19 protein-coding genes are annotated in these 15,255 nt (G+C 32.4%); 13 read left to right on the top strand and 6 right to left on the bottom strand.

What is annotated here, in order from left to right; genetic code table 11:
• The 6 genes from Q0787_RS18575 to Q0787_RS18550 all read left to right on the top strand — a co-directional run bounded on the left by Q0787_RS18575 (window position 1) and on the right by Q0787_RS18550 (window position 4,349).
• On the top strand, window positions 1-633 hold the full coding sequence (locus tag Q0787_RS18575; RefSeq protein ID WP_298904740.1) for an MOSC domain-containing protein: 633 nt from the start codon (window positions 1-3) through the stop codon (window positions 631-633).
• A 94-nt stretch (window positions 634-727) separates the two neighbouring features.
• On the top strand, window positions 728-1,963 hold the full coding sequence (locus Q0787_RS18570) for a DEAD/DEAH box helicase (RefSeq protein WP_298904737.1): 1,236 nt from the start codon (window positions 728-730) through the stop codon (window positions 1,961-1,963).
• 12 nt (window positions 1,964-1,975) lie between these two features.
• The gene (locus Q0787_RS18565) at window positions 1,976-3,031 is read left to right on the top strand and encodes an AraC family transcriptional regulator (protein ID WP_298904735.1); all 1,056 of its coding nucleotides are present in this window, start codon (window positions 1,976-1,978) and stop codon (window positions 3,029-3,031) included.
• Between the two features lie 75 nt (window positions 3,032-3,106).
• A complete protein-coding gene (locus Q0787_RS18560) occupies window positions 3,107-3,463 on the top strand; it encodes a hypothetical protein (RefSeq protein WP_298904733.1) in 357 nt (118 codons plus the stop codon).
• 20 nt (window positions 3,464-3,483) lie between these two features.
• Window positions 3,484-3,957 (top strand): YHS domain-containing (seleno)protein, encoded by a 474-nt coding sequence (locus tag Q0787_RS18555; protein ID WP_298904731.1) that lies wholly within the window; start codon window positions 3,484-3,486, stop codon window positions 3,955-3,957.
• Between the two features lie 32 nt (window positions 3,958-3,989).
• Window positions 3,990-4,349: a hypothetical protein gene (locus Q0787_RS18550; protein ID WP_298904728.1), complete on the top strand. Its 360-nt coding sequence runs from the start codon at window positions 3,990-3,992 to the stop codon at window positions 4,347-4,349.
• Window positions 4,350-4,417: 68 nt separating this feature from the next.
• On the opposite strand, the gene Q0787_RS18545 is transcribed toward Q0787_RS18550, so the two are convergent.
• The 4 genes from Q0787_RS18545 to Q0787_RS18530 all read right to left on the bottom strand — a co-directional run bounded on the left by Q0787_RS18545 (window position 4,418) and on the right by Q0787_RS18530 (window position 7,368).
• Window positions 4,418-5,035, bottom strand: coding sequence for a hypothetical protein (locus Q0787_RS18545; protein WP_298904725.1), 618 nt, complete (start codon window positions 5,033-5,035; stop codon window positions 4,418-4,420).
• A 96-nt stretch (window positions 5,036-5,131) separates the two neighbouring features.
• Window positions 5,132-6,310 carry a hypothetical protein gene (locus tag Q0787_RS18540; RefSeq protein ID WP_298904723.1) on the bottom strand — a complete coding sequence of 393 codons (1,179 nt, stop codon included), beginning with the start codon at window positions 6,308-6,310 and terminating at the stop codon, window positions 5,132-5,134.
• Window positions 6,291-6,836, bottom strand: coding sequence for a hypothetical protein (locus tag Q0787_RS18535; RefSeq protein ID WP_298904720.1), 546 nt, complete (start codon window positions 6,834-6,836; stop codon window positions 6,291-6,293). Before Q0787_RS18535 ends, Q0787_RS18540 begins: the two co-directional genes overlap by 20 nt.
• Window positions 6,820-7,368: an RNA polymerase sigma factor gene (locus Q0787_RS18530; RefSeq protein ID WP_298904719.1), complete on the bottom strand. Its 549-nt coding sequence runs from the start codon at window positions 7,366-7,368 to the stop codon at window positions 6,820-6,822. The genes Q0787_RS18535 and Q0787_RS18530 overlap by 17 nt, the downstream gene beginning before the upstream one ends.
• Before the next feature lie 109 nt (window positions 7,369-7,477).
• Between Q0787_RS18530 and Q0787_RS18525 the strand changes: the two genes are divergently transcribed.
• Window positions 7,478-8,794: a hypothetical protein gene (locus Q0787_RS18525; protein ID WP_298904718.1), complete on the top strand. Its 1,317-nt coding sequence runs from the start codon at window positions 7,478-7,480 to the stop codon at window positions 8,792-8,794.
• Here Q0787_RS18525 and Q0787_RS18520 read toward each other — a convergent pair whose 3' ends face one another.
• Window positions 8,795-9,208, bottom strand: coding sequence for a hypothetical protein (locus Q0787_RS18520; RefSeq protein ID WP_298904715.1), 414 nt, complete (start codon window positions 9,206-9,208; stop codon window positions 8,795-8,797).
• Complete coding sequence (locus tag Q0787_RS18515; protein WP_298904713.1) at window positions 9,189-9,779, bottom strand: sigma-70 family RNA polymerase sigma factor; 591 nt, start codon at window positions 9,777-9,779, stop codon at window positions 9,189-9,191. Before Q0787_RS18515 ends, Q0787_RS18520 begins: the two co-directional genes overlap by 20 nt.
• Before the next feature lie 141 nt (window positions 9,780-9,920).
• Between Q0787_RS18515 and Q0787_RS18510 the strand changes: the two genes are divergently transcribed.
• The 6 genes from Q0787_RS18510 (at window position 9,921) to Q0787_RS18485 (ending at window position 15,039) form a co-directional block, all read left to right on the top strand.
• Window positions 9,921-10,265 (top strand): DUF6249 domain-containing protein, encoded by a 345-nt coding sequence (locus Q0787_RS18510; RefSeq protein ID WP_298904712.1) that lies wholly within the window; start codon window positions 9,921-9,923, stop codon window positions 10,263-10,265.
• Window positions 10,266-10,378: 113 nt separating this feature from the next.
• Window positions 10,379-11,359, top strand: coding sequence for a hypothetical protein (locus Q0787_RS18505; protein WP_298904711.1), 981 nt, complete (start codon window positions 10,379-10,381; stop codon window positions 11,357-11,359).
• Window positions 11,352-11,705, top strand: a complete 354-nt coding sequence (locus tag Q0787_RS18500) for a hypothetical protein (RefSeq protein ID WP_298904710.1) — start codon at window positions 11,352-11,354, stop codon at window positions 11,703-11,705. Before Q0787_RS18505 ends, Q0787_RS18500 begins: the two co-directional genes overlap by 8 nt.
• An 80-nt stretch (window positions 11,706-11,785) precedes the next feature.
• A complete protein-coding gene (locus tag Q0787_RS18495; protein ID WP_298904707.1) occupies window positions 11,786-12,703 on the top strand; it encodes a site-specific integrase in 918 nt (305 codons plus the stop codon).
• Between the two features lie 50 nt (window positions 12,704-12,753).
• On the top strand, window positions 12,754-14,187 hold the full coding sequence (locus tag Q0787_RS18490) for a PIN-like domain-containing protein (RefSeq protein ID WP_298904704.1): 1,434 nt from the start codon (window positions 12,754-12,756) through the stop codon (window positions 14,185-14,187).
• A gap of 450 nt (window positions 14,188-14,637) precedes the next feature.
• On the top strand, window positions 14,638-15,039 hold the full coding sequence (locus Q0787_RS18485) for a hypothetical protein (protein ID WP_298904701.1): 402 nt from the start codon (window positions 14,638-14,640) through the stop codon (window positions 15,037-15,039).
• Window positions 15,040-15,255 lie beyond the last annotated feature (216 nt).

Raw genomic sequence — 15,255 nt, 5'->3', positions numbered from 1 at the left:
ATGAAAATTACATCAACCAATATAGCCAAACCACACACTTTTATTTGGAATGGCAAAGAAGAAAAAACGGGCATTTATAAAAAACCTACCTCTGCTCCAATTTTCCTTGAAAAAGAGGCCGTAAAAGGTGATGAAATTTCAGACCGAAAAGTACATGGCGGCGAATTTAAAGCGTGCTATTTATTTTCTACAGACCACTATCCATATTGGAAAAGTAAATATCCAGATTTAGAGTGGACCTATGGGATGCTTGGTGAAAATCTCACTGTAGAAGGTTTAAACGAAAAGGAACTAAGTATTGGTGACATCTATAAAGTGGGCGATGCAATTATTCAAATTACTCAGCCTAGAGAGCCTTGCTATAAATTTGCTCTAAAGTTTGAATCCCAAAATGTGCTTAACGAATTTATTGCCCATGGTTATCCAGGCACATACGTACGTGTTATAAAAGAAGGCATGGTTGCTCCGGGCGATGCTTTTGAACTTATAGAACATGTGAAAGACAGCATCTCTACTTATGACTTTTTTCAGTTGTTATATGCTGAAAATAAAAACAAAGATCATATCAAATCTGTTTTAAACAATGAGGCCTTACCACTTCGAAAACGAAAGCGTTTAGAACGTTTTTTATAAGGTTCACAACATGGCTTAAACCCACTTAATATCTAGAAAAAACATAAGAAACACATCAGTAAAATAATAGCTACCTTTGCATAAAATTTAGTGCATGTCATTTAAAGACTTAAAACTCAATAAACCTATCTTAAGAGCCATTGCCGAGGCTGGTTACGACAACCCTACGTTAGTACAAGAACGCACAATTCCGGCTGTTTTAGATAGAAAAGACGTTATTACTTCTGCGCAAACTGGAACAGGAAAAACCGCTGCATTTGCCTTACCAATTTTACAGTTGTTATTTGACAAACAAGACGCTCCTAAAAAAGGAAAAAAAATAAAAGCGTTAGTGATAAGTCCAACACGTGAACTTGCCATTCAAATTGCCAAGAATTTCTCTACCTATTCTACGTATACAAATTTGCGATCTGCCGTTATTTTTGGAGGGACATCTATTGAACCTCAAAAAGACATTTTAGCAAAAGGTGTTGATATTTTAGTTGCCACTCCTGGTCGTTTGCTAGATCTTCATAAACAAGATGTAGTAAATTTAGATTATGTAGAAACCTTTGTTTTAGATGAGGCCGATCTTATGTTGGATATGGGTTTTATTGATGATGTGAAAAAGATTGAACGCCTTTGTCCTGAAACAAAACAAACACTTTTGTTTTCGGCAACAATGCCTTATAAAGTTGAGCAATTGGCCAATTCTATTTTAACGGCTCCAGAACGGATTGAGGTGACACCAACATCTTCGGCAGCAAAAACAGTAAGTCAAGTACTTTATTATGTGCCTAAGCGAAATAAAATTGAGCTCTGCCTGCATCTATTAAGAAATGAAATTAAAGGGAGTATTCTCATATTTAGGCGTACAAAGTTTGGTGTGGATAAGCTACATCAGACCCTAACAAAAAATGGATATTTGGCTGAACGTTTACATGGAGACAGGTCTCAAAATGAACGTCAGAATGCACTCGCCGATTTCAAACGTGCTAAAGTTAATATTCTTATTGCAACCGATGTTGCTGCTCGAGGGATTGACATTAACGAATTAGATGCTGTCATAAATTTTGACCTCCCAAATGTTCCCGAAACCTATGTTCATCGTATTGGTAGAACAGGTCGTGCAGGACATATTGGTCATGCATATTCGTTGTGTTCTGCAGACGAAAAGACTTATATAAAAAGTATCCAGCAACTTATAAACGTTCAGATTCCAATTGAGGAACATCATCCTTATCCATTAGATCCAAAGGTGAAGCCTATTGTTCATAAAAAGAAAGGTAGTAAATACAAGAAAGGAAGAAAGAGCGAAGCATCTAAAAAGAAAAAGAAGCGCTGGTATTAAAAGAGTTTACAATTGAAAGTCGAAAAATTTAGTCCAGAAATTAACAAGGTATACTTTATAAAAAGTCATACGCTTATTCACATTTTATCTGGAAAAGGGAGTATTCAAGTTGATTTCAAAACCTATTTCGATTGGCAGCAAAAAGCGATATTTTTAGAAAAAGGACAGTACATCAAATTTCAATCTGATGATTTTACGGTTAGAAGGATTGAATTTTCAAACGATACAAAATTTCATAACCCAGACATCAGAGTTTTGTTTAAACATCTCATTTCTTTAGGTTATATAGATTTACTAGAATGTGCAGAATGTGAGACCTTTTTGTCTACATCTGTGCTTACAGATAACTCTGCCGATATTATTGATATTTCATCAAAACAATGGTATTGGCAAAACCCATTTAAAGCTAGTAAAGAAGAGTATCAAGTGATCTTTGATGCTAAAGAGATCATTGATAAAGAATATGTGAACAAACTTACGAGTCATGATCTTGTTGGATTAATTAATGATCGTGGTTATAATGCACAAGCTCTTATAAAGGATAAAGTTGGTTTATCGGTAAAGAACCTAATGGGCTCTAAGCGATTACATGAAAGCCTCAAAGAAGTGGCCTTTACAGATAAAAACATCCAAGAAATCTCTTATGATTTAGGCTTTAAAGACGATGCCTATTTTAATCGTGTGTTTAAAAAATCGACAGGACAAACACCAAAGGCTTTTAGAGCTCATTTCGATTTCGAGAATAGAGATCAATTTGCGCAAGATATTCTTGAGCTTCTTAAAACCTATCATACACAAGAAAGAAACTTATCATTTTATGCCGATAAAATGAACCTTTCAATAAAAACACTATCGACAAAGGTTCAAGCTAAAATGAACACTTCTCTGGGGCAACTCATTAGACTAGAACTTATTAATACTGCTAAACTAATGATTTTAGCCGGTGAAACTATAGCCTCTATTTCACACCGATTAGGTTTTGAAGAACCTAATCACTTCTCAAGATTTTTCAAACACTATTCTGGACAAACACCAACCGATTTCAAATCTAAAAAGTACAATTCTTAGTCTTTTTTTTGTAGCATCTAAAGGCCACATTCGGTTCATCTTTGCAGTGTATTAATTCACTAAAAAATTAAAAAGATGAATATTAAAGAACAAGTAACAAAAATGGATGCTATTGTTTCAACAGGAGCAGTAGTAGACGCCGTAAAAACATTTTTCGCAGATAGCGCTAGCACTTCAGATCATGGTCAAGGTGGCACAACTGCAGACAAAGCAGCAATGATAGCAAAAATGGAAGGCTTTACGGCAGGAATAGCAAATGTAAATGGTATCACCTTACATCATACTATTGTAGATGGTAATGTATCAGCTTCAGAATTTACATTCGATTTCGACATGAAAGATGGTAGTAAAATTTACTGGCATGAAATCATTCGTAGAATTTGGAACGATCAAGGACAAGTTATTCAAGAAGAATACTTTAACGCAGAATAAAACTATTAAAAACAATAACAATGAAAAATTTAATAAAAACATCAATTTTAGGACTTGCACTATTAGTAAGTTCAATAACATTTGCCCAAGACAGAATGGCAAACAATGTAGATAACAGCACAATTCATTTACAAGGTTATAGCCCTGTATCTTACTTAGATTTGGGCATTGCTCAAAAAGGATTAAAAGAATTTAAGTCTGTACATGAAAAGATTACATACTATTTCACGTCTGCAGAACAAAAAGCAACATTCGACAAAAATCCAAATAAATACAAACCTCAATATGGTGGATTCTGTGCATTTGGAACTTATGCTGGAGCAAAGTTTAGACCAGATCCAAACAAATTTATTGTAAAAGACGGTAAATACTTTCTTTTCTTATATGATCTTAATTTAGACGCACAACAACTATGGCTAAATGAAAAAAACCATAATAAACTTGTTGCTGGGGCAGATAAAAACTGGAAAAAATTGAGCAAAACTCATAACTAAGTTATGGGTGTAATCTATTAAAATAAAATATCATGAAATTTATCACTAAGAGAATACATGCCTATTTAGATTATCCTGTGGCTGTTGCTCTAATCATACTGCCTTTCGTACTAGGATTAGGTAACTCAAATGCATTGGCTTTACAGTTGTCTGTAGCCATAGGGATTGCAGCGTTAATTTTAACAATACTAACAGACCATCATTTAGGGGTGTTTAAAATTTTGTCATACAAATTTCATCTCGTTGTAGACTTTTTAGTAGCTGTAGTTTTTATACTAGCACCTTTTATTTTTTCTTTTGAAGGTATAGATGCTTATTATTACTGGATCAATGGAGCTGCTGTTCTAATTGTAGTAAGTTTACATAAACCAGAACCAGAATTTATAGTTTAAACAAAACCAGCATATGGTTACTTAAAAAGCACAAGTATTGAGTTACTTGTGCTTTTTTATTGCTTTTATTACTCGAAGATGATTTCTATGAGATAATAGTTTGGAATATTAAAAGCGGTTCCCCAATCTTCTGGTTTATGCTTACTTCCTGACACATCACAGTACTTTTTCCAACCGGTTTCTTTATCAATATAAGGTAAAAAATAGCCCATAATTAAAGTACCTGTATCTAAATTAACAGGCATAGGATCACTAGTTTTTAAAAAGTCGTGCAAGGCATACTTATCTTTTGGCGCCTTAATATCGTACAATCTTGGTGTAGAAAAACGATCGAACATAAAGTTCATTTTAATCGTATTATCAATTTGCGTTTTCACATAATACTTAAATTCAAAAATCGAATCATTAATAGCTGGTATGTAATCATATCTTCCACTATCTATAATCGTATCTGTTTTAGCAAGTTTACCATTGGTGTATTCTTTTACGAATAACTTATAGTTTTTACCTTTTAAGTCGTTTCCTGTAAACCTCAATTTAATGGTTTCGACATTTTGAAACCTCAATAAGTCATGTATTTCTTTTTGATCAGACCCATATTTGGTTTGTAATTTAATGTCACTTTTTTGCGCGTTTAGTGTGCCGAAGCAAATGAATGCAACAGCTAGAATAATGAGATGTTTCATTTTAAATATTTATTATTTGTTAGTAATGGTACGATGGAATTTTGAAAGCCAAAGCGTTTTTATTTTAAGATGCTTTTCATCTTTCTATTCCGTTAATTATTCTTTTGGTATAATGAATGTATCATTGACAGTATAGATTATGCCATGGACAATATCAAAGTTAATAGCTCCAGAAAAATGACCTTCTCCTTTAGCCTTTCGTTCTACCATATTGAACTTTTCGCCATTTTTTGTAGGCTGCATAGTTACTGAAACGTTATCGAAATGATTAACCGTATTGTTTCCAATAAATTTCATACTAAAGTCATAAGTTTCCGGATAGAAAAAATGAATTTTAGAATATTCTGAAAGGAGATCGAAACGTTTGAAGTTTTTGCCCCAATTATAAAACCAATATTCACTATTAAAATCGGTAATTGAAGTCTTTTCTTGAATCTCGCCAATTTCAATCTTTGAAAATTCGGAGGTGATTTTTACATCACGTATACTTCCTATTAAACCTTGACTCACATTATTAAATTCGTAGCTCCCTCCTACTAAGCCTTCCGACTTAAAACTGGCATCAATAATTTTAAATACGTTATAATCATTTAATAGTTCTTTGGCATTAAAATAGCCTCTTTTAAGTTCAACAGACAGCTCATTAATGGTATTCTCCCGCATAGTAACTTGAGCGTTTTTTCCATTAATTTTTAACTTCAGAAATGATGGTATTTTAATCACAAAATGATTTCTCATTATTTTCACATCGCCATTTCTAATATTCCGTAATTTCCCATCTTTATCTCTAGTCTTAAAGCGATTATTTAAATATTTTAACGAATTGGTAAACTTCCCAAACCTACCATGAGACCTAACCTCTCTAATGATTGAATCTCTTGATTTTCTAACGATAGAATCTCTTGATTTTGAAAAAATATCGTCCTCAATAACCAATTCATTAACGCTATACACATAATTTACAGCTGATAATTGTGATGTGCTATTTGCAACTAATGTGACATGATTATCAAACATAGTCGCTTTTACTTTGAGTTCATCTAAGTTCTTTTGCATCTCCTTTTTGGAATAACCATCAAACTCTAAGGTATAATCAAAATGTATTTTGCCATCTCTAGATTCTTCAATTGCTACAGTTATGTTGTCTAAATTAAAAATTACCGTTGTGTTTTTATTGACAGAAAAACTTTCAGAATAGACTGTTTTCTTTTGTGCAAAAACTGATACTGATGTGATGAGTATCAGCAGGCAGATTTTAAATGTTAATCGTTTCATATTGTTCTGTTTTTTGATTTAATAAATTGATATGTTGTTGTATATCCTTTAAAAGCTGAAGTCGTGTTTTTAGGTTATCAACTAAGGCTTCAATAACTAGAATATTATTATTGTCTGCTTTAAATTGTTTAGAAATCTCCTGATAATCTGCATCTAAATCGTCTAATTTGTCCTTGTAGCGTTTTACCAATTTTTCGTCATTAGCAACAGCTACAAACTTTCCCCACTCTTTATCTATACTTGCTAAATACTCTTTTTCTATACTTTCAATTTGATGTTCTAAAGACGACTCATTAACAATCTCATTAGCAACGGTCTTATTTGCCATTTTAAATACTGTGAATGCCAGTGCTAAAAACAACACTGCAATAGCTGCGATTTTGAGAATATAATTCATCTTTAACCCTGACTTACGTTGTGGTCTCGCCGCTTTAAGTTTCTCATAAAACTCTTGTCTATGATGTTTTGGTAACTTGTGATCTGAAACCTCATCATCTCGAAATAAATCTCTAATATCCTGTTTCATTGTAATGTGTTTTTAAAAGTTCTTGCAGTTTTAATCGACCGCGTCTTAAATGTGTTCTTGATGTTTTTACTGGAATATCAAGAATCTTTGAAATTTCGTCATGATCATAGCCTTCTATGAGATAGAGTTTAACCACAACCTGATGCTTATTAGATAATTTTTCAATAGCAGCCTTAATTTGTTCTTTGCTTATCTCAGTGTCGAAATCCCAACCATTTGATTCGTCCTCTATGGTTAGATTGGCAATATCAGAATCTGTAAATGCCAATCGCTTCTTTTTGAGTTCATCAATGCATTGATGAATCACAATTCGTTTTAACCAAGCTCCAAACGTGTAATCTTCTTTAAAACTTTCAAGTTTTGCAAAAGCCTTTAAAAAGCTATCCTGCATGGCGTCTTTAGCATCTTCTTTATTTAAATACCTACAAGCTATCTGATACATGGCATCGCAGTACAAGTCATAGATTTGCATCATAGCTTTTTCATCTCCTTTCTTGCAGCGATTAATTAAAATAGTATGCTCTTTAGACATTAAGTTTTGGTTAGTGTTCAAAATTAAAAACGAAGGAAATACTCTAGGGTTTCAAAATTCTTAAAAAAATTTTATAAAAGTCTGTATATTTAAACTCAAATTCAACCAAATGAGTCAAGATTACAATAATCCTGGTTTTAAAAAATTACTCCAGAAACTTCAGGAAGAAAGTTGGCAGCTAGAACTCATTATTTCTGGTTTTGCCATTTTTGGATTATTTACAATTTATGATCCCATACAAAACAGTGTGCATGAGGCCAAAAACACACAACAGATTTACAAGTTTTTTATTTCGTTAATTGCTCAGATTTCTTGCGCTATTCTTATATTTAATTTGATTCTGCATGTACTACTTCGCGGTCTTTGGATTGGTGCCTTGGGCCTTCGTTATGTCTCTGGAGATATCGATTATGATGTGCTAAATTATAGCGAACGCTTTACCAAATACCTTAAAAAGAAAGTAGGCTCTTTTGATAAATATATTGGTACGTTGGAAAATTATTGCAGTATCATTTTTGCAATTTCGTTTTTACTCATTTTCTATGTACTTGCCATTTCCTTTACAATAGTCTCTATTGCATTAATTGGAAATTATGTCATAAGCAGTGATACTTTGCCTGGTTGGATATCTAAAGGTATTGGTATTCCTTTAATGTTATTTATATGCATTGGCATGCTTATTACTTTTATTGATTTTGTGACTTTAGGGTATTTAAAAAAGAAAAAATGGATTTCTAAAATCTACTTCCCAGTATATTGGGTTTTTAGCATTATCACCTTATCCTTTCTTTATCGTCCGTTGGTTTACAACTTCTTAGATCATAAATTTGGAAGGCGACTAAGTTTTATTCTTGTCCCGTTTTATTTATTGATACTAGCTATAACGTCTTTTCATTATGAAAGTTCAAACTACATTCACGCCAATATTCGTTCTAATACGATTATTGCTAATAATGAAAATTACGACGATCAATTGGCTACTAACAAAAAATTTACTGGAGATGTCACGATTCCGTCTAAAGTGATTACGACGTCGCACTTAAAGATTTTTATGTTGTATCATGAAAACATTGAAGATCGTGTTTTCGCTTTTAATAGTGGTTTAAAACCTAAAAGAGATAAGAGAGGCCTACAAAACAATATGGTTAATGTAAATTTTGGTGGCTCAAATCGCGATAGCCTCAGACGAGAATATTTAAAAACCTTTAATTATATCTATACTGTTCAAATAGATTCTACGAGTTATCCCTCAGAATTTATACTCGCACAAAATTTCAAAAATGAACTTGGTTTCGAGACTTACATAAGTCTCGATAGTTTATCTAAAGGTAAGCATGTACTTAGTGTGAGTAGGTTACGTATTAGAAAGAAAGACACCATTAATTGGATTGTAGAACGCATTCCGTTTTGGTACTTCAAAGACTAATTACGCCTCAAAACGTTTATCGAAATAATGTTTTAAAAACGGGATTTGAATGCATAGCATGACTATAAATAAAAGTACCGAATAAATTACTGTTGGTGAGATATCTAAACTTCCTAGAGGATTATTAAATTCTAAATTTGAAAAGCGTTCCATACCAATTTTATCGAGTAAACCGCTATCAGCTGTAGACGATCCAAAAATACTATAGACTATAACTCCAATGATTGCAATTGCCACTATAAACCAAACCCGCTTTGAAATTAAAGGCACATAGGTTGTAACCTTAGAGGCACTCAACTGTTTTATTTGAGACATTACTGTATTTGTAAAATCAAACGACGGACTTTCAATTGCCGATTTACCAATCACTTTACGTGCTAGATTGTCTAAATGTTTATCTGCGTTCTCGTTCATAATGTTCAATTATTTCTGGTTCTAATTGCGACTTTAATATTGTGGCTAACTTCTTTCGGCATCTAAACAATTTCACTTTAATAGAATTTGCTGAGATACCTACAATTTTAGAAATTTCATCTAAAGATAAGTCATCAAAATAATATAAGGTCAATAAAAAGCTATCTTCACTTGGTAGCGTATTAATACATCGCTGTATGGCTTCTTCGCGTTCTCTAGCTTCAATTTTATCTAATGCATTGTCAATGGTTTTGACTTCATGGGCTGTAAACTCATTAATCTCAACGTTGTTTAAATGCTTTTTATTCTTTTTAATTCGGTCTAAACAGGTGTTATAAGCCACTCTATAAATCCATGTCGATAACTTTGAGTCGCCTTTAAATTTATCAATAGACTTATAGGTTTTGATAAATGTATCTTGAGCAACCTCTTCTGCTTCCTCCCTATTCTTCAGCATTCGTAATGCCAATGTGAACACCAAATCTTTATACATATCAACCAATGTCGAAAAGGCATTTGTATCGCCATCGATGATTTGATTGATGAGTATTTGGTCTTTGTTGGTGGTCATTTTTACATTAAGACGACATCATTAACCATATGGTTACAATTTCCGAAGAAAAAAAAATATTCAAAAGTTTGTAACCTAAATTCAAAAGCCGTCGTCATAAGCTCAGAACACTTAAAATTAATCAATTAAAAACGAAACACTATGGAAGCAATTTTAATCCCAATCTCATTCTTTATAGCCTTATTTGGAATATTCTACTTATATCTATCTACTAGAAATAAAGAACGCTTAGCACTTATTGAAAAAGGTGCAGATGCTACAATCTTTATGAAAGGTAAAGGACATACTGCTCCTATTTGGAAAGTACTTATTCTTAACCTTGCCTTATTACTAATGGGTATTGGTATTGGGACATTCATCGCGTCTCTGCTTGACAACTATACCTCGTTAGATGAAGATGCTGTTTATCCGGCAACCATCTTTTTCATGGCAGGAGTTGGACTATTTGTAGGCTTTAATATGACCAAAAATTTAGATAAAGAATAACCGATATCTAACCAATCAATCTTAAACCACTGTTAATGCGCAGTGGTTTTTTTATTTACATGGACTTAATGTGTATATTTAGGCATAATGAACTCAATGCTACACATACACACATGAAATACCTATTATGTTACGTCCTGCTGCTCGCTGGAGTCTTTTCTAGCACTGCTCAAACTAAAATTATAGACGTAGAAACAAAATACCCAGTATCTTACGCAACAGTGTCCTTTGGGAACGGCCAAGGCCTCTTTGCCGACGATGATGGCCTTTTTATTTTCACTAAAAAACTCTATCCAGATATTGATTCGTTGCACATTTCGGCATTAGGTTATAAGGACATATCACTAGCTACTGCAAATTTGCCTAAAACCATTACGATGGAAGTGGAAGCAGACAAGCTAGATGAAGTTATTGTTAATGCTAAAATTAACCGCAAGTTTAAAAAAGAGACTATAAAACCTTATCTAGATGATGACTATTACAAGTGTTGGTTGCCAACTATAGAAAGTGAAATTGCTGTGTTTTTCCCTAACGGAAACACAAAACTTAAGAAAATTACATCTGTTTTATTTCCTATTACTTTAGAATCGCGTGATTGGAAAAAGCGAAAACGTGCTAATGCTGATAAACGTAAGTTCTCTACCCTTTTTAAAGTGAAATTCTATAAAAACGACAATGGTTTTCCTGGAGATGTGATGACCTATTCGAATATTGTGTTTAGAGTGACCGAAAAAAATGGTGATGAATTTGAACTTGATGTTTCGGATCACAGTTTATTTATTCCAGAGGATGGTTTTTTTGTATCAATACAAGTGCTAGGCTATACCGATCAAAATGGGAAGCTGCTTCCTAACAAAAAGTATAAAGAGATTAAAGGAAAACGAGGCACTGTAAAGATTCCAACTAACTTTAGACCGTTACTACCTTTTACAGATGAAATTGCAACCCACAATACGTTTATAAAGCGTGTTTTTATAAGTGGTAATAATTGGGTGCAGTTTAAAAAAGGAAATGGTATAGAGTCTAGTTTATTACGCACAAATCTTAATAATTATGGTGTAGGCATTAATTACAACGCCTATAAAGATGAGTAGCCCTTGGCATTTATACCTTATGGCTGGCCTATATGCTGTTGCTGGCTTCATGCATTTTGCAAAACGTAAACTATACATGCGTATTATGCCACGCTATTTGCCAAACCATAAGCTATTGGTGTATTTAAGTGGGCTTGCAGAAATTGTATTAGGTATTGGTATATGCATCCCTAAATTAAACGTTATTTCTATTTATGGTATTATTGGGATGTTAGCTGTTTTTCTACTTGTACATTTCTATATGCTGTCTAGCAAAAAGGCATCTGCTGGTTTTCCTAAGTGGTTATTAATTTTACGTATTCCGCTTCAATTTGGCTTGATGTATTGGGCTTGTTGGTATTTGTAGCGCAATGATTGAGTATGTTGTAAAAAATCTTGTTTAGTATATTTTCTATATTTTAGTTGTTTATATTTCAAATAACTACCATGATACGGAAAAGATCACTTGATAAAAAACAACGGTTAATTCTAAATAACTTTTTTAAATACCTTCGAGGAAAGCGTTATAGTATGAATACTATAAATACTTACATCTATCTTGTGGCCGATTTTGTTGAATTTAATACTGAAAAATCTATTTCACAACTCAATAATAAAGATGTAGAATTATTCATCGAAAATGCCATGTCTACCCGACAATTTTCAATAAGTACGCAACGGCAATTCATAAGCGCTTTGAAGTTATTCATAGTATTTTTTCCTGATTCTCAAATTACTAATTTGCAGTTAACTCGACCAAAAAAGTCTAAAAAATTGCCAGAGGTTTTATCTACTAGAGAAGTCTTACGACTAATCCAAGTAACTCAAAATTTAAAGCATCGTGTAATTATTAGCACGCTGTATTCGAGTGGATTACGTGTAGGAGAACTTATAAACTTAAGATTGACTGATATACATATAGGAAGAATGCAAATTCATATAAAACAAGCGAAAGGCAGAAAAGACCGATATGTAGTACTAGCAAATAGCTGTTTAGAACTATTCCAAAGTTATTTTTTAACCTACAAACCAAAACATTATTTTGTTGAAGGCCCAAAAGGAAAGCCATATTCTGCAAGTAGCATTCGTAAATTTTTAAAGCGTTCTTGTTTATTAGCAAATATTAACAGAGCCATCACACCTCATAAATTACGTCATAGTTATGCGACTCATTTATTAGAACAAGGCGTTAGTTTAAGACATATCCAAGATTTATTGGGACATAGTAAACCAGAAACAACTATGATATACACACATCTAGCCAGAAAAGATTTATTGCAAGTGAAAAGCCCATTAGATCAAGCCATTGAGGATTTAATACAAAACGGTAATGAGGAACAAAACTTCCCGATTATGGGAGAATAACACCCAGAAACGTGTATATTTATCCTCATATAACACGTTAGCCAACATTTATGAAACCAGAGAACTTCAATATATTTAGAATAAATGAAAAGGACGAAAAAAAACTTTTCAAAACGGCTTTAGTTTTCTTTGACACTTCATCATTGTTAGATTTTTATTATTATTCAGAAGAGAATTCTCTCGAAATTTTTAATAAAACATTTAAAGCACTTAAGAACCGCGTTCTAATTTCTAAACATACTGAATTTGAATTTCTTAAAAATAGAAACACTGTATTACAAAAACCTATAAAAACCTATGATAGTTTATTGAACATCAATAAAACCCAAAAAGATAGTGGCCATATAGATAAAATTGGTGATATAATTAAAGATACTCAAAAGCAATTAAATAAAAATCTTTTAGGTCAATTCAATACTCTAAAAGAAAAGACTACTAAGGCTGATAAACATCCATTTATTGAACCTAAAGTCTATATTGAATTTGAAAATAAAATCTCATTGCTAAATAAATATTTAGAAACGTTTGAAAAGAATTTTTCTTCTTTTAAAGATACAATGCAGGAGGAAGTTGACAAAAAAAAGAAATTACTTCAAAAGAGCTTAGAAAAAGACAAAATACTAGAACAATTAAAAAAAAGTATATCCACTACAGATGGACTAAACTTTAATGAAATACTTGAATTAGTTAAAGAAGGTGAAATTAGATATAAAAATGAAATTCCACCTGGATACTTAGATGATGAAGATAAAATAGGTACTCAAAAGTATGGTGATTTAATTGTATGGAAAGAACTTCTAGAGGAAGCTAAAAGAAAAAATAGCGATACAATATTAATAATAAACGATTTTAAAGAAGATTGGTGGAATTTAGATAAGGAAGGTAAGCCTAAAGGACCTAGATATGAACTTATAAAAGAATATAACGATTATACAGGAAAGCGATTCTGGATGTACGGCATAAACGAGTTTCTTCATAAGTCAAAACTCTATCTCGACACAAAATTAGAAGAAACAGTAATTGAAGAAGTTAAAAGTGTAATCAGACCTTGGTCACAAGAGGAAGAGGGAATAATTGCAGATTGGGTTTTTACATATTTTGACGAACCAGCAATGCTTAGTTTCAATCCAATACAAATTGACAATGGTGTGGATTACGAATTAACAACAATGGATAAAAAATCCACCTTTTTTCAACATAAAATAAGTAAAAAAGGAAAGTATTCAAATTTATTACTTGCAATAAGATATGCACAGGACAATTACAGAAAGTTAAAGTCGAAATTTAGTTTTAAAAAGTATGTGCTAGTTTTGGAGGGTAGCACTTTTGATATAGCTAATCAACTGAATAATCAAACTGCTAAAAAAAACATACAAAAATTATTAAGAGATACATCAGTTAATATTCAAGTTTTAATTATACATATTGAGAAACGAGATGTAAATGTTTTATTCGATTCATTAAACGAAAAAAACGTTGGCTAACACCGTATATAATTTATTGCTAGTTCTAGACTACTTACGAAAATCCTCGCGGATTTTCTATTAGGTTTTTATTTGCTAAATTACGTGCTAAACCACGCAACAAACCATATACAAACACGTTAGGTACAATTGCAACTTCTCACTCTTGTAACTTACTCATACTCTCTTTACGTTAGCTTATTTCGGCGAAAACTGATTACTCAAAATTCCTTGCGTTAGCTCGTTTACTGCTTTATGTGCTTACTCTTGCTCACTTTACCTTAGATTGGTTGTGGTAACACGTTCTTACTCTATTGTGTTGCAACAGTACATAACAACGTGTATAGTTCATTGCTGGTTGTGTGTGTACTCGGAAAATCCTACGGATTTTCCTCTGGTTCGTTTTCTTTTACTAATTTAGACATAGCCAACGCAACTAACCATACACGAACACGTTAGCATACATTTGAAATGAAAATCCGTCATAACATATTATTTTTCATTTTAATTGCAATAAGCTGCGGAGTTACTAATGGAATTTCAGAAAATAAAGCAAAAAAGATTGCAGAAAGATATCTTATTGAACAAGGTTGGGCGAACAAAAGACTGGACAAAAACTCAACTGAAATTGACATTAAAGGTCTTAAATTAAATGGTTCAATTGATGAGCATTTGAACTTAAGGTATAACACACTAATTCCAAAAGCTGTTTATTCGAAAAAAAAAGATGATTTTTGGATAATTGGATTTCGTTACAATCAGAACCAAAACGGAATTAAGAATACGGACAAAAATATTGGAAGAGCTGTAAAAGTATCTCTAAACGGAACCGAATGTCATATGATTTGGGAGATGTATGACTTGACAAAATAAGCGGAATAAAAACGTATGCTAACACCGTGTATAATTCATTGCTAATACTCGCCTACTTACGAAAATCCTCGCGGATTTTCTATTCGGTTTGTATTTGCTAATTTAGTTGCTGAAACACGCAACGAAATCATACACAAAACCGTTGTGTACAATATCCACGAAACTCTAAAATGAAAAAAACACTGATTCTAATATTGACTTTTTTACCTCTAACTT

Source organism: uncultured Psychroserpens sp. (assembly GCF_947492715.1).
Taxonomy (GTDB): Bacteria; Bacteroidota; Bacteroidia; order Flavobacteriales; family Flavobacteriaceae; genus Psychroserpens.
This window is presented reverse-complemented; position numbering and strand designations above follow the sequence as displayed.